A 26,897-nucleotide genomic window follows, 5' to 3' on the forward strand; every position below is an offset into this window, starting at 1 on the left:
TTCGATGCCAACAGGCAATTGACGCAGCGCAAAAAGTGTATTTGCTGGCTTATTACCCGCTACCTACTGCCCTGCTTGATAAGAGGGGCCTTTGCTTCACAGCACTACACAAGAAGCACAATAAGTTGGAGTGCTAGCAACGACAAGCCAACGTGGACCAAAGGTGTGCGTATGCAACAGGGCGCCGTGGAGTGCGGCGCCTGTCATCTGCCTCTTCGTTTTGCATGCATAGAACCCTAGAAGTCACCGTCCCCGCGGCCGCAACCGACGCGCTGTGCCACGAATTGACTGATCTTGACGCCGTGATTGGGTTGAGTGTGCAGCGGGGTGCTTCGCGAAAGCCGCCCGGCGACGTATTGATCATTCATGTACTGAACCGGGGCGCAGACGAGGTATTGCGCCGGGTCGGCGCGGCCGTACCAGACAAGAAAGCGCTGAGTGTCGTCACGAGCGAAGTAGCCAGTATTATTTCGCCGCAGTCCTACAAAACCGTTGATAACGACCGGGACGAGGCCATTTGGGAAGAAATGGAAAGCGGGTTGCGCCACCAAGGACGCATCACCCCCAACTACTTGGTGCTAATGGCCCTGGGCGGCATCATTGCGACGGTGGGACTGGTATCGGAGCCAGTGCCGCAGGCGGTGGCTTTCGTGGCCTCGGCTATCATCGCGCCCGGCTTCGACCCCATGACCAAGGTTCCGCTGGGGCTGGTGTTGCAACGGTGGCGGCTGGTTGGTCGGGGGTTGGTTTCGGCTTTGGCTGGCTATGCCATCTTGGTTGTCATGGCGGCCCTAACGATGGGGCTACTGGTGGCAGTGGGCGAAACCAGCGCGAGCACCTTGGCCACCAACCCGGAAGTAGAACACCTGCAACACCCCAAATGGACGGAGCTGCTGGTGGCCGGTGCTGGCGCACTGGCTGGCGTGGTGATGCTGGCTGCTTTCCGACGCAGCTTCCAAGCCGGGCCGCTCATTGCCATGGCCTTTATTCCGGCTGCCGCTTTAATAGGTGCCGCACTGGCCGTGGGACGAATGGATCTGGCGCGGGAGGGACTAGAGCGGTTTCTGGCGGATTGGGGCTTTATCGTAGCGCTCGGCGTACCTTTCTTATGGCTGAAACAACACTTTCTGCACAAGCGCGAACCCCTGGTTTAGTGCTGCAAGCAGGTTGACTTCGATGGTGGCCCTAGCCGCCACCTTATTTCACGAAAAAAGCCTCGTCGAAAGACGAGGCTTTTTTGGAGATACTTATTTGTTGTACACGGCAGTCATGTGGTTCTGACTGCACAGAGTATAGTTGCGGTACAGGATTGCCTACCCTTTATTGCTGCTGCGACTCCAGCCGCTTCAGCTCTTGATAGGTTTTCTGCGACTTTTTGTACTGGTTGTTGATGATCGAGCGAATAGAACCGGTCAACGACTCGTCTTCTAGGGCTTCCTCGTAAGCGGCTATAGCCCACTGCTCGCCGTGGATATTGGTAGCCAGGATGGCTTTCTCGTCGTGCCCCGTAACGGCGGCCGTAGCTTCCATTAGGCGGCGGTAGAGTTTGCCTTTGAGCGTAGTGCTCGATTCCCGCTGGCCATCAATGCGCACCAAGATGTTGTTGAGTTCGTCGGCAAACCGCTGGCTTTGGCTGACTAGCTGCTGATAGTAGTTACGCAACTGCTGATCCTGGCTTTCTTCGACGGCCTTGTGGTATCCTTCCACTCGGTCGTTGACGAAGTGCAGCAGTTCGTGCAGGGTATCGGCCTGCTTGTTGCGGCTTTTGCCGGCCCGGGCCACATACCCTACGCCCAGCAACAGCAGGGCGCCGCCGAGTACCTTCTCGGTGGTGCTCAGCTTGTTGAAACCAGTAGCGACTTTGGTACCGGTTTGTTTTACGGGTTGCGGCAGCTTATCGAGCAAGCCAGTAACGCCCTCTTTGCTAAGCGCTTGCTTGGCTTGGTCTACTAGGGGTTGTACTTTGTCTACGAGTGGCTGCACTTTGTCAACTAGAGGCTGTACCTGGTCGGCCAGGGAGGTGCTGCCGGTTTGGTCGTTGGCGGTTGAATCAGAACCTGTAGTATCAGGTGCGTCGGGCGAATTGGGTTGCTGAGGTTGCTTCATAGCAGAAGAAGGAATAAAAGGAACAATACGAGGCTTACGGCCACAGGCGGCTGGGGTTAGGTTGAGCTTGCCAATAACTCATGTTGGCGGCTACCTGCAAAGGTGGCGCAACTTAGCTTCCGGCATCCTGTATCCGGGCAGTACATAGTTAAGGCAATTCCCTTCTCCCTTGCCTATCACAACCGATACCGATATACTACCGCAAACGGTTGCATATCTTATCATTTAACCCGATGCTTGTCAGGCTATTATAGCCGAGCTGGAAGAAATATCTTGGGCGCAGGGCAGCCAGTTTGTCGGCTGCTTGTTCACTGTCCTTTTCCTTCCCACCACAACCCATTCCACTATGCTTCGACATAGACTTCGCTTTTTATTTCTTCCTTTTTCCTTGCTTGCCTTCACGGTGCAGGCGCAGAACGCGCCCGTGCTTCAGCAAGCGGAAACCGGCATGCTCGGCGCCGATTGGACTACTCCGGCCGCTCAAGCCGGGGTGCAGTACGTGACCGTAGTACCCACTGCCACCATCAACCCCCAAAATCCCGGCACGGCTGCCCGCATCATTACGTACACCGTCACGTTTCCTGGCCCAGGCAGCTACGACTTGTATGCCCGGGTTCGGGTAGGCACCGCCGGAGCCAACGACGACAGTTTTTACTACGGCAACGGCTTCGGCACCAAATCCGCCACCGACGACACCAACTGGATTACCGTCAACCAGCTGAATGGCGTGGGCTATACCGGCCCCACCGAAGTGGTGGGCAATGCCGGCGGCGGGCAGCAGCAGGTGTGGAAGTGGCTTAATCTTTCGACCTTCAACGGCGGGGAGGCACCCGTAGCTTTCACCGTGACGGCCGGCAACCTCACGCAAACGTTCCAGATTGGGGCCCGCGAAGACGGCCTCGACATCGACAAGTTTGTGTTTGGCACTACCGGGCTGTACTTCACCGTGGCCAATCTGGATGCGGGCGCGCAAGGTTCTACCACGCCGCCTACCGTATTCACGCCCTCCGGTCCGCCCATGGCCACGGGCAAAGCCAAGTTTCTGGGTGGGGTGTACAGCACGCCGCAGAAGCCTTTCTTCAACAACTATTTCAACCAAGTCACGCCCGAAAATGCCGGGAAGTGGGGCAGTGTGGAAAGCACCCGCAACGTGATGAACTGGACCGAATTGGATTCAGCGTACGCCCTGGCGCGTACCAAAGGGTATCCGTTCAAGATGCACACCCTTATCTGGGGACAGCAGCAGCCGCTTTGGATAGAAGACCTTCCGCCGGCCGAACAACTCATGGAAATCAACGAGTGGTTTGCAGCCGTAGCCGCCCGCTACCCCAATATCACGCAGATTGAGGTGGTAAACGAGGCAACCAACGACCTGCCCCTCAATGGCTCGACCGGTCCCAACGGGCCCAACACCCCGGGCAGCGGCGCCGGCAACTACTATAATGCGCTTGGAGGTGCTGGCACTACGGGTTGGGATTGGGTAATTAAGTCGTTTGAGCTGGCCCGCCAGTACTTCCCGAATACGCAGTTGATGATCAACGACTACAGCGTAATAAACACCACCTCCAACGCCCAGCGCTACCTAGGTATCATCAACTTACTGGTGGCCCGCAACTTGGTTGATGGCGTTGGTATTCAGGGTCACGCTTTTTCTACGCGCAACACGCCCGCCACTACATTGGCTACCAATCTGACCCTGCTGGCAACAGCCGGCAAGCCCCTCTACATCACGGAACTGGACATCGATGGGGTAAACTCCGCCACCCCGCCTCAACTCGACGACGCTATTCAGTTAGCGGAATACCAGCGCATCTTCCCAACCTTGTGGGAACACCCGGCGGTGAGAGGCATCACGCTTTGGGGCTACCGGCCTGGTCACTGGCGCAGTGCGCAGGGTGCCTACCTTGTCAACACCGACAATACCGAGCGTTCGGCGCTGGTGTGGCTGAAAAACTACGTGCGCACCACCGTGCTCAGCACCAAAGCCAACCAGAATGCCGCGCTTACCCTCTCCCCTAACCCCGCTGCCAATGGCCGCTTCGTGCTGCAAGGCATGGAAAAAGCGCAAACCATTCGGGTGCTCGATTTGAATGGCCGCCTAGTAAAAGAGGTGAAAGCAGTTAACCAAGCCACAACCGAAGTAGCCCTCCAAGTCTCGCCCGGTTTGTACGTGGTACAAGTCATCGACGGGTATGGCGTGACGTCCCGCAAACTGTTAGTGGAGTAGTCAAACTCACGTAGCTGTAAGTAAGACAAGAAGGGCCGCGTCAACTGACGCGGCCCTTCTTGTCTTATCTGCTTTCCTGTGGCGGCTGAACGACAATACAACCACCTCCTTTGCTTTACAGACGCAGTTATAGAAATACCGCATTCTTGTCGCGCAGCTCTAATTTCTTACTCTAGTCAGCTAGGCTAATCGTCTCCTGGTTTCATAAGATGAGAAATTTGCCTCAGCGGTTTACAGCGCTACTTGAACCAACACCGCCTGTCATCCTGAGCTTGCGAAGGACCTTCTCGCCGTTGAACAATAATCGTTCTGCAGGCATAAGGTCCTTCGCAAGCTCAGGATGACAGGCGGTGCGATGGGGTTGGAAGTTGCAGTTGGTGCTAGCGCTGGCCCACGCTGCCTTTCACTTCCTTGGAGGCTTTCGAGGTGCCCGAGGCGCTTTCCGGGGGCCCCAGGTAGCTGGGTTTCACGCCGCCCAAGTCAACCACCAGCTTTTCGAGTACCACGCCCGGATCTACGCGCCAGAACTTAAGCACATGCTCGCCGGGCTTGGCCACGGTATGCTTCGACTCCTTGATGATGATACTCTCGGCCACAGCTTTTTCCCAAGGCCTGTTGCCGTTATCAGCCACCATGCCTGTGTGCAGGTTGATGATTTGCGGGGCTTCATCATCAATCGACACGGCGTAGCGCAAGCCCTGACTGCCCACGAAATCCAGCGTGGGGGCCAGATAGGCCTGAACGGTCACGGGGCCGGTGCTGGTGAGTTGCACGCGGTATTCCAGGTGTGGCGTAGTAGCAGTGGGTAGCTGGCTGGGCGCAGTGGTCGGCAGCGTCGTGACGGCCGAAAGCGTGCGGCCCAGGTCTGGAATGGTCTGCCATTTTACCGCACTGCCGTTCACGGCCTTGGTGTAATGCTCGGCTTCAATGCTTACGTAGCCATCAGCCTCCACAAAACCGGCGCCAGCAGCTGCTTTCGGCTGCGTTTTTTGGTCTGGCGTCGCCGGGGTAGTTGGAGCAGCGGTAGCAGTGGGTTGAGTTATCGTCTGCACGGCGGGCATGGCGTTTTTCTCGGGTTGCTGCCAGTAGGTGTAACCGATGTGGGTTTGATCCATCATATGGTTCCACTTGCCATTGGCCACGGCATGGTAGCGGCTCGTAATTTCAGCGTCTTTGGCGTACAGCGCCTTCGCTTTCTCGGCCAGTTCGTTAGTAGTAGCCAGCCCATTTTTGGCGGCTTCCTGATTCTGCGCCACGGTGTAGTACAGCTCGTTGAGGTTGGCGCAGGCTTGCACCGGGTGCAGCACCAGCTCGTAGTAGGCGTCGCGGTACTCGGTGGGTAGCTGCTGATTGATGACTTCGGCTTGGGTTAGGAGCCGGTTGTAGTCGGCTACCACGGTTTCCCATTCGCGGTAGTTGGTTAGGTTGTAGGTATTCTGGTTGAGCAGCTCGGGCTTGCGGCGGGCGTTGTACTTGGCGTATTTGGCCAGGATGTCGGCAATGCCGGTGGCGTGCTTGGATCCGAATTGCTTGGCGGCCCATTCGCGGCTGTAGTCGTCGACTTGGTCGGCACCTATTTTATCGGGGTTCCAGGCGTAGTCTAGGAAGAAGCTGATCGGGAATTCCATGGGTTTCAGGTCGCCCACGTTTACTATCCAGATTTGGTTGGCGCCGTACTCGTGGGCTAGGTGCATTTGCTCCCATATGCGCGGCAGCGGGTTGGTGTTGAGCCACTTATAGTTGCGCGGGCCACCCACGTAGTCGAAGTGATAGTAGATGCCGTAGCCCCCTTTGCGCGGCTTTTCGCTCAGCTTGGGCAGCTTGCGGATGTTGCCCCAGTTATCGTCGCAGAGCAGCAACGTTACGTCGTCGGGCACGCGCATACCTTTATCATAGTAGTCCTGCACCTCCTTGTAGAGCGCCCAGAGCTGGGGCGTCTGCTCGGCGGGCTTGCCGGTTTCCTCGGCTATGATTTTGCGCTGGTCGGCCACAATGCGCTCCAGCAATGCAATGTTGCTTTCCTGGCTCATCGGCTCGTCGCCGTCACCCCGCATCCCGATGCTCACGATATTCTCCCGCGTGCCCATGCGCTTCATGCCCCCGCGCCAGAACTCCTGCAAAGTAGCGGCGTTGGTTTGGTAGTTCCAGGCGCCTTTGCCCGCGTGCTTCCACTCTTCGTGGGCCCGCGTGAGCGGCTCGTGGTGCGAGGTGCCCATTACAATGCCGTACTCATCGGCCAGCACCGGGTTTTGCGGGTCGTCCACGTTGAACATGTTGCCCCACATGGCCGGCCACAGGTAGTTACCTTTCAAGCGCAAAATCAACTCGAACATGTGCGCGTACATCTTGGAGTTGACGCCGCCAAATTTCTCTTTCGACCAGTTTTGCAGCGCCGGGGCTTCGTCGTTGATGAAAATGCCACGGTATTTCACCTTCGGCGTGCCCTGCGAATGGCGGCCTGGCGTTACGTACAGCGCCGTTTGCGGCTTGGTCGGCACATCGGCCCACCAATACCACGGCGACACGCCAATCTGCTGCGACAGGTCGTAGATGCCATAAATGGTGCCGCGCTTGTCGCTGCCGGCTATCACCAGGGCGCGCTCCACGCCGGCCATGGGCCTCTCTACCACTTGCAGCACAAAGGTTTCCCACTTGCCCGCTACCTGCGACACATCCAGTTTCTTGCGTTCAATCAGCCCGTCAATGAGGGGGCTTTTGCCGATGGTGCCAATCAGCACGACTTCGTTGCCGGCGGGTGCTTTATCGGTAGTGAAAGTGGGGGTGAGCTTGGTAACGCGGTTGATATCGGCCTGCAAGTCTTTGGCGGCGCGCAGCACGCCCGGCCAGTCGGTTTGGCTGGCATACAGTGCGGCCGTTTTGCCCGAAGCAGCCAGCGTAAAGCCGTTTTTACCTTTCTCGCTTGACACGTAGGTGTCAGTGAGTTTAGCGGCGGGTGTTTGGGCCTGCGCTGCGAATGTAGCTAGCAGCAATGTGAGTAGCACCACCCAGGAACGGCGGACGCTAATAGTAGAAAAAGGTGGAGTTTTCATCGGCATTAGGTAAAAAGCGCGGCAATGCGAAAACGTCGGGTTGCAAGAGATTTAGAGACTAATTTCTCCTTGAAGGTTAGAGGCGATGGGCTCATCAATGTTTATGTAGCCGTCATGCTGAGCGCAGCCGAAGCATCTGGCGTGCTGACGTTGTGAGGCTATTGTCATGCTGAGCGCAGCCGAAGCATCTCGCTCGAATCGTTGCGGTAGAAGGCATTTACCACACTAGCGAGATGCTTCGGCTCCGCTCAGCATGACGTGCTAGGTGTGTTGCAGCAGGAAGTCAGACAGTTTGGCGACATAAGTAACGGGAACCAGCTACTCCTCGCCCCTCCTTGTCAGATGCGCAACATCAACTGAGGGAAACTAGTGACTAGGTTTAGCATCTAAAACTTCACCACTTCCCAATAAGCTTTTTTGGGCTTCTGGTTTTGGTCGAAAAGCAGCGGGTAATTTTTGCGGCCGGCTACGGGGTACGTGTCGAGCCAGGTGTACTTGTCGGAGATGTTCCAGAAGGTGACGCCGGTCAGCACATTCTTGTAGTCGCGGAACACCTTGAAGAACATCTTGTACTGCTCGGTCTGCTTCTGCTCTAGCTCGGGCGTGTAGGCATCCGACTCGCCGGGCCGCTTTTCGCGGCGGTCTTTCTCCCACGGATAAATGGACACGTCTAGCTCGGTGATTTGCACCTTCAACCCCAGCGAGGAATACTGCTCGATGGCCTTGCGCAGTTCGGCCTCCGTGGGCTCCTGCAACGACCAGTGCCCCTGCAGCCCCACGGCATCAATCGGCACCTTGGCGTCTTTCAGCTTCTTAAGCAGCTTATACACCCGCTCGCGCTTTTCAGGCCGCTCGGTGTTGTAGTCGTTGTAGAAAAGTACCGCTTTCGGGTCGGCGGCGTGGGCGTACTCGAAGGCTTTGGCAATGAAGTCCTCGCCGCAGATCTGGTACCATTCCGAATTGCGCAGATACTCCTGCGGATTATCGGAAATAGCCTCGTTGACTACGTCCCAGGCGTAGATCTTGCCTTTGTAGCGCTTCACCACGGTATCGATGTGGTCTTTGAGGCGCTTGAGCAACACTTCTTTGGATACTTGCTTGCCGGCCGCGTCCTTGAACAGCCACTTGGGAGTCTGCTCGTGCCAAAGCAGGTTGTGGCCCCGCACGCGCAGTTTGTTGTCTTGCGCGAACTGCACAATCTCGTCGGCGTCCTTCCAGAAGTAGCGGTTTTCATCGGGATGGATAGGACCCATTTTCATGGCATTCTCCGGCGTAATGCTGTTGAATTGCTGCTTGATCAACTCCGCTTCCGCCCCCTTCAGTGCTTGCGGCGACACGGCCACGCCCACCAGGAAATAGTCCTTGTAGTAGTCTTTTAAGCCCTTTTCGGGGGCCAGTCGGTCACTGCTGAACACAGTGAGCCCCGCCAGCAGCACACCAGTAGTGGCGAGCTGGCGCAAAAAAACAGTCGTTTTCATTTCTTGCTTTAAGGTTAATTCTGCTCTCTCATGCACCTGTCATGCTCGCGCCTCCTCTTTCCGCATGCGGGGAATTTCACGCTTGACAGCTTCACCTGTGACACTTGGCAGTGGGCATATAACGCCCTAGTTCTTTGTGTTCGGTGCTGCCACCGCTCACACACTTGCCCACCCGATCGGTATTTCCTGGTGGCACTTTTCTATAGCTGAGGCATCAAAAAAATGGGCCAGCATCTACTGCAGGTGCTGGCCCATTTCGTGACTCATACATTTTCTACCAGTAAACCGTGTAGAGTACGGTGAGCAATACAGCAATAACCATAGAACCAACTGCAAAGCTGCGGTTGGTCCGGAACATGCTGCTGTCCACTTCCAAGCCATTAGTTTTAACGCCACGGCTGGTTTCGATGACACTGATAAGTATCATTCCGATGATGCAGAAGATGAACACGATACCCATACGGTCGAGGAAGGGAATTTCGTAAACGCCGTTCACTGGCACGGCAAAACCGATGGGTGCGAGGAAGGACAAATCCATCATGCCGGGGAGGAACTTAAGCAAGCACGAGAGCAGGAAGCCGCCAATGGTTGCGAACAGCGCTGCGCTAGAGGTAGCCCTTTTCCAGAAGAAGCCCAACAGGAACATGGCGAAGATACCCGGCGACACAAAGCCGGTATACTCCTGAATGTACTGGAAGCCACCCTTCTCGATACCCAAGTGGGGCGAAATAAGCACGCCAATGAACATGGCTACGACCACCGCCGTCTTACCTACGTTCACCATCTTTTTCTCCGAGGCTTCAGGGTTAAGCACCTTCTTGTAAATGTCGAGGGTGAAGATGGTGGCGATACTGTTGGCCTTGCCAGCGAGCGAAGCTACTACTGCCGCAACCAGCGCCGCAAACGACAACCCTTTCAAACCAACCGGCAGGATGTTGAGCAGTACCGGATAAGCACGGTCGGGCGTCACGACGCCGTTCACGGTCATTTCTGTGCTGAATACGTTCTGCTTGAACAGGACGTAAGCGGCAATACCGGGCAACACCACAATGATGGGCATCATGAGTTTGAGGAAAGCAGCGAACAACAAACCACCCCGCGCCGTTGGTAGGTCGGCACCGAGAGCACGCTGCGTGATGTACTGGTTACAGCCCCAGTAGTTCAGGTTCACGATCCACATACCGCCGAGCAATACCGTCAGGCCGGGTAGGTCCAGGTAGTTAGGATTGTCGCGGTTGAAGATCATGTGGAAGTGGTCGTTGGCTTGCGTCGTTAGCAGGCGGAAGCCGTTCACGACACCCGTCGTACCGTAGTGCTCCGACACCAGATTCAGCGCGAGGTAGGTAGTAGCCAAACCGCCCAGGATGAGGAAGAATACCTGAATAACGTCGGTGAAGCCGATAACCTTCATACCACCCAAGGTGATAATGACGGCGAAGATGGCGAGGGCATACAAACAGAAAGTCAGGTTAAGACCCGCCACGCTGCTCATTGCAACAGCCCCCAGGTACAGGATCGAGGTGAGGTTCACCACCACGTACAGCATCAGCCAGAAGATAGCCATAATCATGGCCACGGTGCCGTTGTAGCGCTGGTGCAAGAACTGCGGCATGGTGAAGATCTTGTTCTTCAGGTATACCGGAATGAAGAACACCCCCACAATAACCAAGGTCAGGGCCGCCATCCATTCATAGGTAGCAATAGCCAAGCCAAGCTTGAAGCCCGAACCGGCCATTGCAACCATCTGCTCGGCCGAGATGTTGGAGGCAATCAACGACGAGCCAATGGCCCACCACGTGAGCGAGCCTTCCGCCAGAAAGTAATCTTTGGAGTCGCCTTCCATCGTGCCATCGTGGCCCGTTTTGCGGCGATAAATCCAGATACCGTAGCCGGATACAATCAGGAAGTAAAAGAAAAATACGATGTAGTCGAGGGTGGCAAGTTGATGTTGCATGAGAAATAATCAAGCCACCCCTAGGAGCGGCTAATACGACAAAAAGCTGAAGCACCGCCCACGGGTGCTCCAGCAACTAGCTGCTTTTCGCTGGCTTTGCGCCAGCAACAAAACCGCCCCAACTGGCCTCTCTCCAAGTTCCCACTCCCTTCAAAAAGCCAGTCAGGTTGGTTTTTAGGTGCTAGATATACTGGTTGATAATTGCTTCAAGCCACTCTTGCTTGCCGCTTTTCAGCGTTGGCTCGCCCGACTTGTGGGCAATGGTGCGTAGATCTTCCAGCGTGAGTTGGCCTTTCTCGAAGGCGGCTCCGTCGCCGGAGTCGAACGAGGCGTAGCGCTCGGTGCGGAACCGGCGGTAGGGCGACTTCTCCAGGATGTCGTTGGCTACTACCAGGGCCCGGGCAAAGGTGTCCATGCCGCTGATGTGGGCAATGAAGATGTCCTCCAGATCGGTGGAGTTGCGGCGGGTTTTGGCGTCGAAGTTGATGCCGCCCGGCGTGATGCCCCCGTGCTCGAGGATGATGAGCATGGACTCGGTCAACTCGTTGAGGTTGTTGGGGAACTGGTCGGTGTCCCAGCCGTTCTGGTAGTCGCCGCGGTTGGCGTCCATCGAGCCCAGCATGTTGGCGTCGGCGGCTACTTGGAGTTCGTGCTGGAAGGTATGGCCCGCCAACGTAGCGTGGTTGACTTCCAGGTTGAGCATGAAGTCGTCTTGCAGGCCGTACTCTTTCAGGAAGCCAATAACGGTGGCCGCGTCGAAGTCGTACTGGTGCTTGGTGGGCTCGGCCGGCTTGGGCTCGATAAAGAACTTGCCGGTGAAGCCTTGCTTGCGAGCATAGTCGCGGGCCATGGTCAGGAAGCGGCCCATGTGCTCGAGTTCCCGCTTCATGTTGGTGTTGAGCAAGGTCATGTAGCCTTCGCGGCCACCCCAGAACACGTAGTTCTCACCGCCCAGCGCGATAGTGGCATCCAGGGCGTTGAGTACCTGCGTGCCAGCGTGCGCCAACACCTGAAAGTCGGGGTTGGTGCTGGCCCCGTTCATGTAGCGCGGGTTGGAGAAGACGTTGGCCGTGCCCCAGAGCAGCTTCACGCCGCTTTGCTGCTGGTGCTGCTTGGCATAGTCAACGATGGCACTCAGGTTGCGCTCGTACTCGCTCAACGAGCTGCCTTCGTCCACCAAGTCGATGTCATGGAAGCAGTAGTAAGGCGTACCGAGCTTGGTGAAGAACTCGAAGGCTGCGTCCATCTTGTCGTGGGCCCGGCCTAGAGCCTCGTGGTGCGCGTCCCAGGCAAACTGCTTGGTGCCTGGGCCGAACGGGTCGCCGCCGGTGCCGGTGAAGGTGTGCCAGTAGGAGACGGCAAAGCGCAGATGCTCCTTCATGGTCTTACCCGCTACTACGCGGTTCTCGTCGTACCACTTAAAGGCAAGCGGGTTGTCGGACTCACGCCCTTCGTATTTGATGGGCTCTATGCCCGTGAAAAATTCAGTTTTCGACAGGGTGTTGGTTGACATGGAAAAAGAACTGAAAGTGAAGTATTAGTGGAAGGGATTCGAAAATGGATGACTTGTGAGAGGTGGTTTTTAGTGGCTGCTAAGTGAGAAAGGTAGACAAAATAGCTAGCCAAAGTGTGAAGGGGAGCTGAAAGAAAGTAGTAGAGAAGGGTGACTCAAGCACTTAGCACTACTGTTTCGTTGTTCGTATGCTGCTTAGGGCACCACCGGCGCAGTAGCGGCCTCGAAAGGCGAAGCAGGCAGCCCTTCTTTGTTGTAGAGGTTAGCCCCTTCGGGGTTGTCGGCCCAGGCGTAGCGCACCGTCACGGGTGCTGTCACTTGGTCGTTCCACACCACCACCGTATTGCCCTCAATCTTGGCTTGGGCCCACACAAATTTCTTGTCGGCGCCCGCCACTGCGAAGCCTTTTAGCGGACCACCGCCTTTGGCTACCAGCCCACTGCCCACGTCGGTAAATTTCAGAGTGATGCGGTTGCCAGCGGGTTGAGCCGCTTGATAGAGCGGGCCCGAAGCGACCACCTTCTTGTTGCCATACGCTACCTTTTCGGCGGCCAGAGCTAAGCGGTGGCCCACTGTCTGTTTGTCGAGGGGGTGAATGTCGTTCCACTCGCCGGCATCCGTAATGACGGCCATGGCGGTGTGCGGCACTGCCAGTGTGCGGCGCTGCGCATCACGCACCGCTGCCCAGCCACTTTCGCTAGGCTCGGGTTTGACCGCCATGAAGTTGGCCAGCTGCACGTACAGGAAAGGCAGCTCAGGCCGCTGATAGTGCTGACGCCAGTCGTTGATCAGGCTGGTCATCAAGGCCTGATAGTCTTGCGGACGGCCCGCGTTGCTTTCGCCCTGGTACCAGAGCACTCCCTTAATGGCATAGGGCAGCACCGGCGCAATCATGCCATTGTAGAGCCCGCCGGGCTGAAACTGAAACGGAGTTGTGCCTGGCGTGGGCGGCAGCGTAGCCCCTAGCTGGTACTGCCAAGGTCCGCGCAGGTCGAGCGTCTGGCCGCCTGCTCGGAGCTGGTAGTTTTTGTCGGGCGTAAAGCCGCCGCGGCCGCCGTTGCTAATCAGGCGCACCACCACCACGTTTTTGCCCGCCTTGAGCACGCCCGGCTTCACCTCGTACTTGCGGGGCGGATACTGATACCCCGTCGTGCCTACCAACTGGCCGTTGATGTACGTCGAGTCGGCATCCACCAGGGTGCCGAGTTCGAGGCGTGCGGCTTGGCCAACCATGCTGGCGGGCACGTCCACTTCCTTGCGGAACCACACCACCCCGTTCACTGGTCCGAGTGGCGTCTGGTTGGCCCAGTAGCCGGGCACTTGCATGGTGGCCCAGCTGCTGGCATTGTAGTCCGGCGCCGACCACTTCTGTTGGCCCCGGGCCTCGCCCAGATCCGCTTGGTGCAAGCGCTGGTACCATTCGGCCACAGCGGCGCTTTCGCGCTGCCGGATGCCAGCTACCATGGTGCTATCTTGGTACTTGGCGGCCTGCTGCTCGTAGGTCGGAAACTGCCGGAGCGCGTCGGGGCTTAACCACGCCTCGGCAGGTGAACCACCCACGGCGTCTTTGATAATGCCCACCGGCACCTGGTACTTGGCGTTGATCTCCTTAGCGAAAAAGTAAGCCACCCCCGAGAACTGAAGTACAGTCTGCGGGTCGGCCGCAATCCATTTGCCGCCGGCCACGTCGGTGCGGGGGCGTTGCAAGGTGGAGCTCATGGGCACCTCAAACTGCCGGATGCGCGGGTTAGCGGCCTGCGCAATCACCTCGGGAAACTTGTCGCGCAAACGGCTCATGGGCGTTTCCATGTTCGACTGCCCTGAACATAGCCACACATCACCCACCAGCACGTCCTTCACGCTGAGCTCGTTGCTGGCCTTGATGCTCATGTCATAGGGACCACCAGCTTTCATGGCGGGAAGCGTCACCTGCCAGTGACTATCGGCCCCAGTGGTAGCGCGGTACGTCTTGCCTTGAAACGCCACACTGACGCTCTCCCCCGGCTTGGCCCATCCCCAGATGCGCACCGGTTGCGCACGCTGTAGTACCATGCCGTCGCTCACCAAGCGCGGCAACCGCACTTGCGCAGTGGCGTGGTGAACGGCAGGCAAGCCCAGCAGCAAGCCCAATGCTATATGTTTGATTTTCATATAAATGGAACACATTTTGTAGCCACGAAGCCCAAAAGCAGTAGCCTCTCATAAATAAGCCCCAGTTTCAAAACGAAACTGGGGCTTATTTATGAGAGGCCAAAAACGGAGTGCTTAGGTTTAGCAGGACCCCTTACATGAAGTTATAAAAGGGCCTGGTTTAGAGCAGCCATTTCTACTTCTAGCTGCTCCCCTACTTACTGCGGATAGCCAGGATTTTGCGTGATCTTGCCATTCGTACGGTCGATTTCCTGCTGTGGAATTGGGCGCAGTACGTGGTAAGGCTGAATGTTCTTGGCTGCGTCCGAGCCATAGTTGTCGGTGGCACCGGGGATGGGCGATGGCTTCGAGGCTACGTATGGGGGCACATATTTCTTCACGCGCTCCAGCAGCTTGCCGGTACGCACCAAGTCAAACCAGCGCGTGAACTCGCCGCACAACTCACGGGTACGCTCATCGAGGATGAAATCGATGTTGAGCTGGGCCGTGGTAATCTCCATTTGGGCAGTTCTACCAGGTGCTGCGGCCCGGCGGCGAATTACGTTGATGTAGTCGCGGGCTTGGGTGAGGTTACCGAGGTACATGTTGGCTTCCGCCGCAATCAGATACGTCTCCGCCAACCGATACAGGATCAGGGGCCGGTCGGAACTGGTGTTTGTGGCCGAACGCGTAACGTCATCGAACTTGTTGATGTAGGGCGAGTACTTGGTGGTGTAGGTGCTAGGGGTACCTACCACGTACCGACCGTTAGGACGAGCATTGATGCGGGCCTGCTCTGCCGCCGTGATTTCGCGGCCAGCATACCACGCAGCAGTATCTCCTATTACTGCCTTAGGGTTGAAGGCCACGCCCCCGTTGGCGGCGCCCGTACCAGTCGAGTTTACGAGCCATAATCTCGTGAACCACTTGTTGTAGCGGGTATCGGTAGTGCGCCACTGCCGGTCGGTGGTTTCGGTGGGCAGTATGTACGAGTTCAGCAAGTACGGCGTCGAGGCGAGACGACCGAACGGACGGCCGTACACAATGCTACGCGCTACGTTGGGCAGTTCGTCGTAGCGGCCACGGAACAAGAAGTTGGTTTGGTTTTGACCAGCGCCGCCTGCCCCGTTGTCGGAGATGCCGGTGAAGGTGGGGTCGGTGTTGAACTGCACGTTGAAGAGCACTTCCTTGCCATTCTCGTTGCCTTCTCTGAATACGTCGGCTGGGTCAGCCTCCAGCCCTTTGCCATACTTGTTGGCGTCGGTAATGAGTTCGCCGGCGTACTGAGCAGCTTTAGCATAGTCGTCGCCCTGTTTGGCTACGGACGTAGCTCGGGTCAGGTGCACTTTAGCCAGCATGTGCAGCGCCGTAGCGCGCGTCACGCGGCCAGGCTGCGCCGCCGTGTTGGCAATATCCTTCAGCGCGTCGTTTAGGTCCGTAACAATGGCGTTGTACACCTCGGCCGTAGGAGTACGCGTAAAGTCTTTGGAGGGCGCATCCACAAAGGCGAGCGTCAACGGCACATCACCGTAGGCCTGCACCAACTGGAAGTAATACCAGGCCCGCAACACCTTAGCTTCTGCTACAATCTGGGCGAGAACAGGAGCCGTCAGCCCTTGCACCGTACCAGCGTACTGGATAACACCGTTGGCGTCATTGATGTAGCGGTAGTAGGTGCTCCACTGGTTGGTAGCCGTTCCGTTGTTGTTGTTGAGCAGGCCGCCGTTGTAATCTTCTAGTCCGTCACTCGCCCCAAAACCGCGCATAAATTCGTCGGTTCCCTGCGAGGTGAAGTTGGAACCTCCCTGATCAGAAGTAGCATTGCGCAAACCCGAGTAGACGCCTGTCAGGCCGGCTTGTATACCATCGGGCGTGCCTAGGAAGCTTGGCACTAAGATGGAGCGAGGGTTTTCGTCCAGAATGTCTTTATCGCAACTGCTGGCGGCTAGAAGCAGAGCAAGAGCCGAGCCAGTAAGAAATATCTTTTTCATATATGGGAAGAGACGCACGAGTGCGCTAAGAAAAGTTGAGAAGAGATTAGAAGCCGACGTTCACGCCGATAATAAATGCCCGGGTAGCGGGGTAGTTCACGCCGCGGCCAGCCGTGCTGCTGTTGACGCCGCTGTTCAGGTCGCCTTCGGCAAAGGCAATACCGTTGTTGTTGGAGGAGCTACCGCTGAACCGGGTCGAGTACGACAGCGCATCCGGGTCAATGGCTTTGTTTTTCTTGTAGAAATCCTCCGGCGACCAGATGAGCGGGTTTTGTACCTGCAAGTAAATGCGGGCCGTGCTCATCTTAGCTTTTTGAACGAGGCTAGCTGGCAATGCATACCCCAAGTCGATGCTGCGCACTTTGATAAACGTACCACTCAAGTACGACAGCGTCGAAGAGTTGAGCACGAAATCGTTGAAGTAGGTCTGGTTGGGCTGTGGATACGGGTTGTTAGGCGTATCGGGCGTCCAGTACGGCAGGTTCACTTGGTTACGACGACCGCCGAACGTGGTGAAATAAGAAGTGGGGTACAGCAATGGGTCTACAACCGTAGCGCCTACGCGGGTAAGGGCCACCGCAGTCAGGTCGAAGCCCTTGAAGCGGAAACGCTGCGTAGTGCCCGCTTCAAACTTCGGCTGGCGCGAACCAATGATTTGCCGGTCAGCGGGGTCTACGGTACCGCTGTTGTTGAGGTCCTCGATTCTGATCTGTCCGATCCGGCTGGCGGCTTTCGCAATAGCGGCTTCTTCACCGGGCTGCCAGATTCCCGCTTTCTTGTAGTCATAGAAAACGTAGAGCGGCTGGCCAATAAAGCGCTGGTTGCTGATGTCGCTGCGGGGGTTGCCGTTTTCGTCGTCGCCCAAGCCGAGGTCGAGCACCTTTTCGCGGTTCAAAGTGAAGTTCCAGTCAGAGCTCCACTCAAAGCCGCTGGCGGTGCGTACGTTCACCGTCGACAGGCCGATTTCCAAGCCGCGGTTTTGCGTTTTGCCGATGTTACGCGTGAAAGAGCCGTAGCCGCTTACCGTAGGTAGTGCATCGGGCAGCAGCAGGTCGCTGGTACGCTGCTCGTACACCTCTATCGAACCGCTGATGCGGTTTTGCAGGAAGCCAAAGTCAAGGCCGAAGTTGGTGGTAGCGGTATACTCCCAGCCCAGGTTGGGGTTAGGAATAGAGGCCGGAACTACCCCAATGGCACCCGTACCCCCGAAGTTGTAGTAGCCGTTGCCTAGGCCCGACTGCAAGGAACCAAGCGTTTGGTAAGGGTTTACGGCGGTGCTACCCGTGCGGCCGTAGCTGGCGCGCAGCTTCAGGTTGTTCACCCAAGCCTGGCTCTGCATGAACTGCTCATTAACGATGTTCCAAGCCAGAGCGCCCGAGGGGAAGCCTTTGTACTTGTTGCCGGGCGCCAAGCGCGACGAACCGTCCGCCCGAACTGTTACGGTAGCCGAGTAGCGATTATCGTAAGCGTAGTTCACGCGGCCCATATAGGAGATAATATCCCACTGGTTCTCGAAGCTACCCGGTGCCGTAGGCGTGCCCGCGCCTAGGTTAGAAGAGAGCTGGTAGTTGGTAGGCAGGTTTTGCGAACCGGCGTTGAACCCATCGGTACGGAACTCCTGGGCGCTGTAGAGGCCAGTGAAGTTTACATCGTGCTTACCGAACGTGCGGTTGTAGGTCAGGATGTTTTCAGCCAGGAGGTTGAAGGCGAGGTTCTGCGAGCGAGAAGCCGCATTTTGTCCACCGTTACGGGCTGGTGTGTTCGAGGCGTTAAACGACTCGCTGTTTTCCGAGCGGCCGTCCAAGCCAACATTGAGGCGGTAATCCAGGCCGGGCAGGATGTTCACCTGCGCATAGAGGCTGTTGAAGGTGCGGATGCGCCGGCGTCTGTCCAAGTGCGCGTCCGGAACATAATACGTCAACGCGTTGGCCGTGGCCTGGTCGTTGTTTGGGAAGAGGATCGGGTTACCGTTGGCATCAAATGGCGAAGCCAGCGGGCTGGTCGTCAAGATGTTGTACAGGATGTTGATGTTCGGGTCGTTTTGCTGGGTGAAGCTATTAAGCGTATTCAATCCCACTTTGACCCGCTTGCCGATCTGCTGATCCAGCGTTCCGCGCAACGAATACCGCTTGATGCCTTGAACGGGAACGATTCCGGTCTCATCGTAATAACCGAGCGAGGCCGAATATTGCGTCTGCTCGGTGCCGCCGCTCACGCCTAGCGCGTGGTTCTGAATGCGGCCATTCTTGAAAAGCAGATCCTGGTAATCGAAGCTTTTTCCGGCAGCGTAGTTAGCTTTTTCGTCGTCGGTCAAGAAGCCGGCGGCGGTGTTGGGGTTCTGCCCGGCAGCGCGATACGCCTCTGAGCGGAAGTTGTAGTACTCTTCGCCGTTTTGCAGATCGAAGAGGCCATAGGCTCTCTTGGTACCGTAGTACGCGTTGTACGTGGCCTTTGGAGCGCCGTTTTTACCACGCTTGGTAGTAATCAGAATAACCCCATTAGCACCACGCGCACCGTAAATGGCCGTAGAGGAAGCATCCTTCAGTACTTCCAACGAAGTGATATCGTCGGGGTTCAGGTCGTTCAGGCTACCGTCATAGGGCACGCCGTCTACTACCAGCAGCGGGTCGTTGCTGCCCGCAAACGAGCGGTTACCGCGGATACGGATAACCGGGTTCTGGCCGGGCGAGCTGCTGGCGCTCGAAATGTTAACACCCGCAGCACGGCCTTGCAAGGCCTGGCCAATGTTGGCTACCGGCACATCACGGAGCTGCTGCTCCGACACCGACGTAATGGCGCCCGTTACTTGACTTTTTTGCTGAGTTCCGTAACCAACAACCACTACTTCATCCAGTGCCTTGGTGTTGGTAGCCAACTTAATGTTGACCGTAGTGCCGGAAACGTTTGCCTCCTGACTAACGAAACCGATAGCACTAAAGACCAACGTGCTACCAATAGGAGCCGACAGCGTAAATCCCCCGTCACTGTTGGTTGAGACGCCGTTGGTGGTGCCTTTCTGCAACACCGTTACACCGGGCAAGCCCTCACCGCCTTCTGCGCTGGTAACCTTACCGGAAATCGTTTGCGCAGCTTGTGCGAAAACCTGGGAAGTGGGTAATAGTAGGCTGGCTATGGGCAGTCCTACGGCCGCAAAAAGCGGTAAGCTCAGGCCTAAGGCCGTCTTGCGTAATGGGAAATACATAGTTTGTGGGAGTTTATGGTAAAATTTCAATCTTAAAATCCAATAGAATTGCCGCCGTCAACGGGCAGCGAGGCGCCGGTGATGTAGCGCGCTGCTTCCGAGGCCAAGAACACGGCCGCCTGCCCAATGTCCTCGGGTTGGCCGAACTTGCCCATCGGCGTGCGCCGCATGGCCCGGTCGCGCCGCTCGGGGTCCGAGTTCATGGCCGTGCGGCTCATTTCGGTTTCGATGAAGCCCGGAGCAATGGCATTAACGCGCACATTGTCTTTCGAGAACTCCGAGGCCAGCACCTTCACCATGCCTTCCACCGCCGACTTGGAGGCGGCATAAGCTACTACCCGGTCGATGCCGTAGTAGGCAGCCATCGAGGAGATCATCAAAATTACCCCGCTGCGGCGGGCCACCATGCGCTGGGCGCAGGCCCGGGTCAAAGCAAACACGGCGTTGAGGTTGGTGTGGATGATGCGGCTAAATTCCTCATCCGTCACCTCCAGGGCCGGCTTCTTCATGTTTACCCCCGCGTTGTTAACCAAAATATCGAGGGGGCCATAGGTGGCTTCAATGTGGGCTACCAAACCGTCTAGCTTGTCAAGCTCGCAGACGTCGTTGGTGAGGTAATGAACTGATTCGCCAAGGTCGGCTACTGCCTCTTGCAGTACCGATTCGCGGCGACCCGTGATGATAACCGTAGCGCCGGCCACGGCCATGCAGCGGGCTATTTCCAGGCCAATACCGCTGCCACCACCGGTGACAAGGGCCAGCTTGCCTTCCAGGGAAAACGGGTTGAGTTGGTGTTGCCCACTGGACTGGGTGTGGGTAGAGAGAAGAGGCTCGATACGTTGCATAAATGTAGGGAGGGCTAAGGCGCGGGAGGGAGATTAGCGCAGTTGGTAGATATCTACTAGCTCTTTGATTTCAGCTAAAGGGCGAGTAGGTTGTGGGAACGCAGGCGGAATAGGTTGCCGCGAAAAGGTTTGGAAGTAAAGCACGCAGGCATCGCGCCACCACAGCGCCTCGCGGTGCTGAATGCGCAGGCGGGCGGCTACATCGGTGTATAGTTCGGCATCGACGGCAGGCTTGGCTTGCTCCCACTGCCGCTGCATCCATAGTACCGAGTCGGCGCCGGTGTAGTAGCGGGTGCAGAGTTCGTTCCAGAGAGTGCGGCCAGTGCTTAGTTGCTGCTTCCAGCCCACATGATGGAACCAGAGCAGGTAGTCGGGTGGGCAGGTAGCGGGATTGCCCCAAAGCTTGCGCACACCGGGCGCGTACAAAGCCAGTGCATTAGAGCCGCGCTCGGTGCGGTCGAAACCCAGGCCCACCGAATCAGCTTTGTGGTAGTACACCGACGTCCAGTCCGGGCGGGCACTCTGCGAAAGCCAAGGCTCGGGGCCGTAATGGATGCTCTGCCCCATGATGTGGTGCAGCCCTAGAGGTGTCGTGAAGCGCACATAGATGTTGCGCGACTGGTTGAGCATCTGCGTGATAGAAGCCACAGCGGCTGGTTGCCGGGTCAGGGTCATGCGAGTCCACTCTTCACCGATAGCAGCCGAACTCAGGGTATGGTCCCAAGCCAAGCGCCCGAAAGCGTACCAGTTGGCTTGCCCTACCGGGTGGCCGGTCCAGTTGCGGTCCGAGCCGATGTTGGCTACGCCGGCGATACCGCTTATGGTGTGCTTTTCCAGGCTGCCATCTACTACCTTCGCTACCGTCGAGCCGGGGCCCTGCGTGTGCGTATCCGCTTCCAGACACTCCTTGATGAGCGGGCCTAGATACACGAGGTGGGTTGCAAAGCCTAAATACTCCTGGGTGAGTTGCACTTCCAGCACCAATGGGGTGCGCGGCATGGCGCCAAACAGCGGGTGAAACGGCTCTCGCGACTGAAAGTCAATCGGTCCGTTTTTCACTTGCACCAGCACTTTGGGAGCGAATTTGCCGTCGAGAGGCTGAAACTCTTGGTAGGCTTCCTTGAACCTGTCGCCCTTGGAATTGGCCTTGTACACGAAAGCGCGCCACATCACAATGCCGTCGTGCTGCCCCAACGCCTCGGCCAGCATGTTGGCTCCATCGGCGTGGTTGCGGCCGTAGTCCTGCGGGCCCGGCTCGCCCTCCGAGTTGGCCTTTACTAGGAAGCCTCCGAAGTCGGGAATGGTCTTGTAGATTTCATTGGTGCGGGCGGTCCACCACTGCTTCACCTTAGGGTCGAGCGGATCGGACGTCGGCAAGCCGCCTATCACCTTGGGAGCGGCCCACAGCACCGACAGGTACACCCGGATACCGTAGGGTCGAAATACGTCCGCTAGCGCCTTCACCTTTTGCAAGTACTCGGGAGTGAGGTAGCGGGCACTGGCATTCACGTTGTTGATGGCCACGCCATTGATGCCAATCGAGGCGTTGGCGCGGGCGTAGTCCTGGTAGCGCGGGTCGATGCGCTCGGGTAGCTCGTACCACTTCCAGATAGAAGAGCCGGCATAGCCCCGCTCCACGGTGCCATTCGGGTTGTCCCAGTGGTTGAGCAACCGATATTGAATACGAGGCTGGCTGCTTAGTTTCAGTTGGTTGGGCTGCTGCCCGGTTTGCACGTGGCGAAGCAAGGCAAAGCAACCGTAGAGCACAGCTGCATCGGAAGAACCAGTGATTTCCAACCCATTTTTCTGCGTACTTATTCGGTAGCCTTCCCGGCCCAGCGCCGGATCGGGCGCCACGCGCAAATGAATTTCACCCTTGCCACTCCCCTTTCCTACGGCCACTGTTTGCCCGAGCAAGCCTTGCAACCCGAGCTGCAGCTCGCTGGCGGCGGTTTGCAAGATGGGTGTAGTAGGAGACTCCAAGACGATGCTCCGCGCCTGCGCCTGCCAGGCTTTGCGTAGGCCAGCCTCGGGCAGCTGGTCATACTTCAGCCACAAACGGTAGCCATCGTCGGCCCACCCTAAGCAGGGAGAACCAATACAAAACATCAGAAGCAGCAGGAAGCGAAGGCGCATAGGTGGGAAGACAGGGCGGGGTAGTTAAACGAAGCGGGGTACTGATGATTCAGCGCGAACTGGCTCGGCTGGGCGTTTCTTCTCGGTTTGCAGCGTGCGGCGAATTCCTAGTTCAAGGCCACGCAGCTCAGCGAGGCCGCGCAACCGTCCAATGGCTGAGTAACCGGGATAGGTTCTTTTGCCGCTGGTCAAGTCGTCGAGCATCTGGTGGCCATGGTCGGGGCGCATGGGGATAGCAGGGTTCCCCTCCCCCGTAGTGGACCGGCGCAGTTCCTCTACTACCAGAGCCCGCACCACGGCGTACATGTCCACGTCGCCCGTTAGGTGGTCGGCTTCGTGGAAGTTGCGCGGGTTTTCTTCGCGCTTGGTGGCGCGTAGGTGCACAAAGTGAATGCGGTGTCCGAGGCGCTGCACTATGCCGGCCAGGTCGTTGTCGGGGCGTACGCCCAACGAGCCAGTGCAGAACGTCAACCCATTAACGGGTGAGTTGTAGGCTTGAAATAGGCCGTTCAGGTCGGCTTCGGTGCTTACTACGCGGGGCAACCCAAGCAGTGGGTACGGTGGGTCGTCGGGGTGAATGCACAGGTTGACACCCATTTCCTCGGCCACCGGCCCTATTTCCCGCAAGAAGTAGTAGAGGTTTTCGCGGAGCGCAGCCGCATCAATGGCGGCATACTCATCAAGCAGGTTTTGGAAGTTGCTTAGCTCGAAAGCTTCTTCGGATCCGGGCAAACCCAGCAGCACCGTGTTGGTTAGCTCTGCCCGCTCGGTGGCCGACATAGCGTCGAACTGCTCGTGCGCGGCTTTTACTACGGCCGGCTCATAATCAGCTTCGGCCTGCGGCCGGCGCAAAATACACAAGTCGAACACCGCGAAATCCTGCCACACAAAGCGCAAGGCCCGTGAGCCATCGGGCATCTCGTAGCTTAGGTTGGTGCGCGACCAGTCCAGTACGGGCATAAAGTTGTAGCACACCGTCTTGATTCCGCAAGCGGCTAGGTTGCGCAACGACTCCTTATAGTTATTGATGTACTGCGTGCGGGTGGGCAAGCCCTTCTTGATGTCTTCGTGCACCGGCAAGCTCTCTACTACGGCCCAGTGCAGAGGCGTGTAGCGCTGGTTATCGGCTTCAATGAGCTGCTGCCGCTCCTGGATTGCAGCCACTGGCCATACAGTGCCTACTGGTAGTTGGTGCAGGGCAGTTACCACGCCATCGCAACCCGCCTGGCGGAGTGTAAACAAGGATGTAGGGTCTTGCGGCCCGAACCAGCGCATCGTATGCAGCATGGGAAACGTATAGAAAAATTACAATTGTATTTTTGTTGTTTCAGTAAGTGATAGCTACCTACCGAATAACCGGTGAAGTACCCCAACCGGCTACTTACTCTCGAATATAAAACAACTACCTATATCTTCACCTATCTAAAAACCGCTTATACAGCTTGTTTTACGAATAAAAAGGCCGAAACCGTTACCGGAAACGGTTTCGATAGCTATTCTTTCATTACGCGCATGCAGAAAAATTTTCGTAGATTATCTTCAAATAATTAAACGCACTTTTAGCTACCTCAATCCTACCCTTGGTCTGGTATTCCATAAAAATACCATTTGTTCTATGATGAAATGTATTAAGTGTAGCTCGGCTGATGAGGTGAAGCGAGCGGGCTTTATTCGGGGCCGCCAACGGTTCTTCTGCAAAGCCTGTAACTGCCACTTCACCGATCCACGCGCCCTACCTGCTCCCGAGCGTAAACGTCACCAAACTACTATCAGCGACGTAGCCAAAGTACTTGGGGTAGCGGCTTCCACCGTGTCGCGGGCTCTGAATGGACATTCCGATATCAACTCCAACACCCGGCAGGCCATTGTAGACATGGCCCGGCAGCTAGACTACCAACCTAACTTACTGGCCCAAAGCCTGAAAAGCAGCGCCACTCATACCATTGGCGTGGTCATTCCCGATATTGAGCGGCCATTCTTTGCTACGGCTGTTAGCGGCATTCAGCAGGTGGCGGCCGAAGCCGGCTACCGCGTTATGATTTGCCAATCCAAGGAGTCGTACGACATGGAGGTGAGCAACGTGCAGGCCCTGATTGCCAGCCGGGTCGATGGCCTACTGATTTGTCACTCCCGCGACACCGAAAATTTCGAGCACGTGCAGCAGCACGCGAGCCGGGGCACGCCCATCGTGCATTTCGACCGGGTGTGCAACGAAGTGAACAGCGCCCAGGTGGTACTCGACGACTGGGGCGGCGCCTACGCCGTAACTGAGCACCTCATTCAGGAAGGCTGCCAACGCATTGCCATTCTAGCCGGCCCCGAGTCGTTGCTTATTAGTCGGCAGCGGATTAGTGGGTATCAGAATGCACTAAAGCGGTACCGCTTGCCCATCCGGCCGGAGTACGAAGTACATTCCGACTTCCAATCTGATTCGGCCCTCGCGGCGCTCGATACCTGGTTAGCCTTGCCCGAGCCCCCCGATGCCATATTCGCCATCAACTACCGCAACGCCTTCGACCTTATACTGGAGTTGAAGCGGCGAGGCCTGCGCATTCCGCAAGACATAGCCGTAGTAGGCTTCGGCGACGAGTTTCTGGCGGCTCTGGTTGAACCGGGCCTCACGACCGTTAACCTGCACCCCTACCGCTTAGGACAGCATGCAGCCCGCTTGTTTCTGGAACAGGTGCGCCAGAAAGATCAATTCAAGCCCCGGACCTTTGTTGTTACCGGGGATTTGGTTATCCGCCAATCATCGTTGAAAGGAACTGGCGGGTATTTCAACCTCGAGATTTAATTCCAAAGGGGAGGGCGAGTAGCAGATGACAAGTATCTGTCGTCTTGCTACTCGCCCTCCCCTTTCTAGGTTGAAAAGCTTACTTGCCTGCTATAGCGGCGAGCTACTTAGGGATTGATAAGTTCGATGCTACCATCGGCTTTGCGCTTCAGCTCGGTAACTTTCACGTTGCGGAGCCACGTTTTGCCCGATAGCTCGGTGTCGTGGTAGAAGATGTACCATTTGCCGTTTACTTCCACAATGGAGTGGTGCGTGGTCCAGCCTTCCACGGGGTTCATAATAACGCCCTGGTAAGTGAACGGGCCGTAGGGCGAATCACCGGTGGCATAGGCCAGCAAGTGCGTGTCGCCGGTGGAATACGAGAAGTAGTATTTGCCGTTGTACTTGTGCATCCAGCCGCCTTCAAAGAAGCGGTGCTTGTTGTCGCCAGACAAAAACGGCTTACCGTCCTGCCCAACAATCTTCACTTCCTTTACGGGCTCGTCGAAGCGCAACATATCCGAGCTCAGGCGCGCCATTTTAGGACCAAGCGCCTCCTCTTTGGGGCCGGGCTCCTGCTCTTTCGGCTTGCTGGCGTCATATTTTCCGGTGCGCCACCGCTGGAGCTGTCCGCCCCAAATACCGCCCATATACATATAAGTCTTGCCATCGGTGTCGGTAAACACGGCCGGGTCGATGCTTAGGCTGCCGGGAATAGGCTGCGGCTGCGCTTTGAACGGCCCCGTTGGGGAAGCACTCGTGGCTACGCCAATCCGAAACACGTCCTGCTTGTCCTTCACGGGGAAGTACAGATAGTAGGTGCCGTTTTTGAAGGCGGCATCCGGAGCCCAGAGTTGGCGGCCAGCCCACGGAATATCCTTCACGTCCAGCGCGACGCCGTGGTCGGTTACTTTCCCTCCAATGCTGTCCATGGACAGGATGTGGTAGTCGCGCATGGCGAAATGGTCGCCGTTGTCGTTTTCCGGCATCCCCGTTTCAATGTCGTGCGACGGGTAGATGTAGATTTTGCCGTTGAAGACGTGCGCGGAGGGGTCAGCGGTGTAAATGTCCTTTACCAGGGGCTCTGACAAGTACTTGCGGCTGCTGGCAGTGGTAGCTGGGGCAGCGGCTTGGTCTGCTGCGGTTTTGGTTTCCTCACTCTTGCTTTGGCAGGCGGTTAACAAAGCCAGCGGCATCAAGACAGTTAGTGCCGACAAAGTGGGCGACAGGAAGGTGGGGTGGTTTTTCAACAACAACGGGCGAGAAGTTAGATAACTGCTACTACCTGCTGACGACGTGTGCAGCGGCGTAACAAGGAAACAGTAAATTGATGCAAGCGGGCAGCAAGGCCGGTATTCAACCACTATAAAGTTGCACCTAGCCTGACAAAAGGCAAACGAAACCGCCCTGCCTCTACCGCCAAATATAGCTTTCCTCCTGACGAGCAAACTAACATCCCGACTACAATCAAGCTACATAAAGTATCTAATCG

General features: G+C 56.9%; 15 protein-coding genes. 3 read left to right on the forward strand and 12 right to left on the reverse strand.

Annotation, left to right across the window (positions count from 1 at the left end):
- The first annotated feature begins 224 nt into the window (after positions 1-224).
- A complete protein-coding gene (locus tag P1X16_RS09525) occupies positions 225-1,154 on the forward strand; it encodes a DUF389 domain-containing protein (RefSeq protein ID WP_277227958.1) in 930 nt (309 codons plus the stop codon).
- A gap of 166 nt (positions 1,155-1,320) precedes the next feature.
- On the opposite strand, the gene P1X16_RS09530 is transcribed toward P1X16_RS09525, so the two are convergent.
- Entirely contained in the window at positions 1,321-2,106 is a 786-nt protein-coding gene (locus tag P1X16_RS09530; protein ID WP_277227962.1) for a PA2169 family four-helix-bundle protein, read from the reverse strand.
- A gap of 346 nt (positions 2,107-2,452) precedes the next feature.
- Between P1X16_RS09530 and P1X16_RS09535 the strand changes: the two genes are divergently transcribed.
- Entirely contained in the window at positions 2,453-4,333 is a 1,881-nt protein-coding gene (locus P1X16_RS09535) for an endo-1,4-beta-xylanase (RefSeq protein WP_277227965.1), read from the forward strand.
- 380 nt (positions 4,334-4,713) lie between these two features.
- Here the strand turns inward: P1X16_RS09535 and P1X16_RS09540 are convergent, their stop codons facing one another.
- The 10 genes from P1X16_RS09540 to uxuA all read right to left on the reverse strand — a co-directional run bounded on the left by P1X16_RS09540 (position 4,714) and on the right by uxuA (position 23,919).
- Entirely contained in the window at positions 4,714-7,383 is a 2,670-nt protein-coding gene (locus tag P1X16_RS09540; protein WP_277227968.1) for a glycosyl hydrolase 115 family protein, read from the reverse strand.
- A gap of 386 nt (positions 7,384-7,769) precedes the next feature.
- Positions 7,770-8,861 carry an endo-1,4-beta-xylanase gene (locus P1X16_RS09545; RefSeq protein ID WP_277227970.1) on the reverse strand — a complete coding sequence of 364 codons (1,092 nt, stop codon included), beginning with the start codon at positions 8,859-8,861 and terminating at the stop codon, positions 7,770-7,772.
- A gap of 274 nt (positions 8,862-9,135) precedes the next feature.
- Positions 9,136-10,815 carry a sodium/solute symporter gene (locus tag P1X16_RS09550; protein ID WP_277227973.1) on the reverse strand — a complete coding sequence of 560 codons (1,680 nt, stop codon included), beginning with the start codon at positions 10,813-10,815 and terminating at the stop codon, positions 9,136-9,138.
- A 181-nt stretch (positions 10,816-10,996) separates the two neighbouring features.
- The gene (gene xylA, locus P1X16_RS09555) at positions 10,997-12,328 is read right to left on the reverse strand and encodes a xylose isomerase (protein ID WP_277227977.1); all 1,332 of its coding nucleotides are present in this window, start codon (positions 12,326-12,328) and stop codon (positions 10,997-10,999) included.
- Between the two features lie 195 nt (positions 12,329-12,523).
- Positions 12,524-14,479: a sialate O-acetylesterase gene (locus P1X16_RS09560; protein ID WP_277227980.1), complete on the reverse strand. Its 1,956-nt coding sequence runs from the start codon at positions 14,477-14,479 to the stop codon at positions 12,524-12,526.
- A gap of 197 nt (positions 14,480-14,676) precedes the next feature.
- On the reverse strand, positions 14,677-16,449 hold the full coding sequence (locus P1X16_RS09565) for a RagB/SusD family nutrient uptake outer membrane protein (RefSeq protein ID WP_277227983.1): 1,773 nt from the start codon (positions 16,447-16,449) through the stop codon (positions 14,677-14,679).
- 46 nt (positions 16,450-16,495) lie between these two features.
- Positions 16,496-19,651, reverse strand: a complete 3,156-nt coding sequence (locus P1X16_RS09570) for a TonB-dependent receptor (RefSeq protein WP_277227988.1) — start codon at positions 19,649-19,651, stop codon at positions 16,496-16,498.
- A 32-nt stretch (positions 19,652-19,683) separates the two neighbouring features.
- On the reverse strand, positions 19,684-20,496 hold the full coding sequence (locus tag P1X16_RS09575; RefSeq protein WP_277227991.1) for an SDR family oxidoreductase: 813 nt from the start codon (positions 20,494-20,496) through the stop codon (positions 19,684-19,686).
- A gap of 33 nt (positions 20,497-20,529) precedes the next feature.
- Positions 20,530-22,632 carry an alpha-glucuronidase family glycosyl hydrolase gene (locus P1X16_RS09580; protein ID WP_277227993.1) on the reverse strand — a complete coding sequence of 701 codons (2,103 nt, stop codon included), beginning with the start codon at positions 22,630-22,632 and terminating at the stop codon, positions 20,530-20,532.
- Positions 22,633-22,656: 24 nt separating this feature from the next.
- Positions 22,657-23,919: a mannonate dehydratase gene (uxuA, locus tag P1X16_RS09585; protein WP_277227996.1), complete on the reverse strand. Its 1,263-nt coding sequence runs from the start codon at positions 23,917-23,919 to the stop codon at positions 22,657-22,659.
- A 328-nt stretch (positions 23,920-24,247) separates the two neighbouring features.
- On the opposite strand from uxuA, the gene P1X16_RS09590 reads away from it, so the two are divergent.
- On the forward strand, positions 24,248-25,426 hold the full coding sequence (locus P1X16_RS09590; protein WP_277227999.1) for a substrate-binding domain-containing protein: 1,179 nt from the start codon (positions 24,248-24,250) through the stop codon (positions 25,424-25,426).
- Positions 25,427-25,533: 107 nt separating this feature from the next.
- Here the strand turns inward: P1X16_RS09590 and P1X16_RS09595 are convergent, their stop codons facing one another.
- A complete protein-coding gene (locus P1X16_RS09595) occupies positions 25,534-26,601 on the reverse strand; it encodes a glycoside hydrolase family 43 protein (protein ID WP_277229521.1) in 1,068 nt (355 codons plus the stop codon).
- Positions 26,602-26,897 lie beyond the last annotated feature (296 nt).

This window comes from Hymenobacter sp. YC55 (genome assembly GCF_029433095.1).
Lineage (GTDB): Bacteria > Bacteroidota > Bacteroidia > Cytophagales > Hymenobacteraceae > Hymenobacter.

Coding starts and splice junctions, on each gene's coding strand:
- P1X16_RS09595 (WP_277229521.1), bottom strand. CDS start 26,601: ATGCCGCTGGCTTTGTTAACCGCCTGCCAAAGCAAGAGTGAGGAAACC.
- P1X16_RS09560 (WP_277227980.1), bottom strand. CDS start 14,479: ATGAAAATCAAACATATAGCATTGGGCTTGCTGCTGGGCTTGCCTGCC.
- P1X16_RS09580 (WP_277227993.1), bottom strand. CDS start 22,632: ATGCGCCTTCGCTTCCTGCTGCTTCTGATGTTTTGTATTGGTTCTCCC.
- P1X16_RS09525 (WP_277227958.1), top strand. CDS start 225: ATGCATAGAACCCTAGAAGTCACCGTCCCCGCGGCCGCAACCGACGCG.
- P1X16_RS09590 (WP_277227999.1), top strand. CDS start 24,248: ATGATGAAATGTATTAAGTGTAGCTCGGCTGATGAGGTGAAGCGAGCG.
- xylA (WP_277227977.1), bottom strand. CDS start 12,328: ATGTCAACCAACACCCTGTCGAAAACTGAATTTTTCACGGGCATAGAG.
- P1X16_RS09540 (WP_277227968.1), bottom strand. CDS start 7,383: ATGAAAACTCCACCTTTTTCTACTATTAGCGTCCGCCGTTCCTGGGTG.
- P1X16_RS09575 (WP_277227991.1), bottom strand. CDS start 20,496: ATGCAACGTATCGAGCCTCTTCTCTCTACCCACACCCAGTCCAGTGGG.
- P1X16_RS09550 (WP_277227973.1), bottom strand. CDS start 10,815: ATGCAACATCAACTTGCCACCCTCGACTACATCGTATTTTTCTTTTAC.
- uxuA (WP_277227996.1), bottom strand. CDS start 23,919: ATGCTGCATACGATGCGCTGGTTCGGGCCGCAAGACCCTACATCCTTG.
- P1X16_RS09545 (WP_277227970.1), bottom strand. CDS start 8,861: ATGAAAACGACTGTTTTTTTGCGCCAGCTCGCCACTACTGGTGTGCTG.
- P1X16_RS09535 (WP_277227965.1), top strand. CDS start 2,453: ATGCTTCGACATAGACTTCGCTTTTTATTTCTTCCTTTTTCCTTGCTT.
- P1X16_RS09565 (WP_277227983.1), bottom strand. CDS start 16,449: ATGAAAAAGATATTTCTTACTGGCTCGGCTCTTGCTCTGCTTCTAGCC.
- P1X16_RS09530 (WP_277227962.1), bottom strand. CDS start 2,106: ATGAAGCAACCTCAGCAACCCAATTCGCCCGACGCACCTGATACTACA.
- P1X16_RS09570 (WP_277227988.1), bottom strand. CDS start 19,651: ATGTATTTCCCATTACGCAAGACGGCCTTAGGCCTGAGCTTACCGCTT.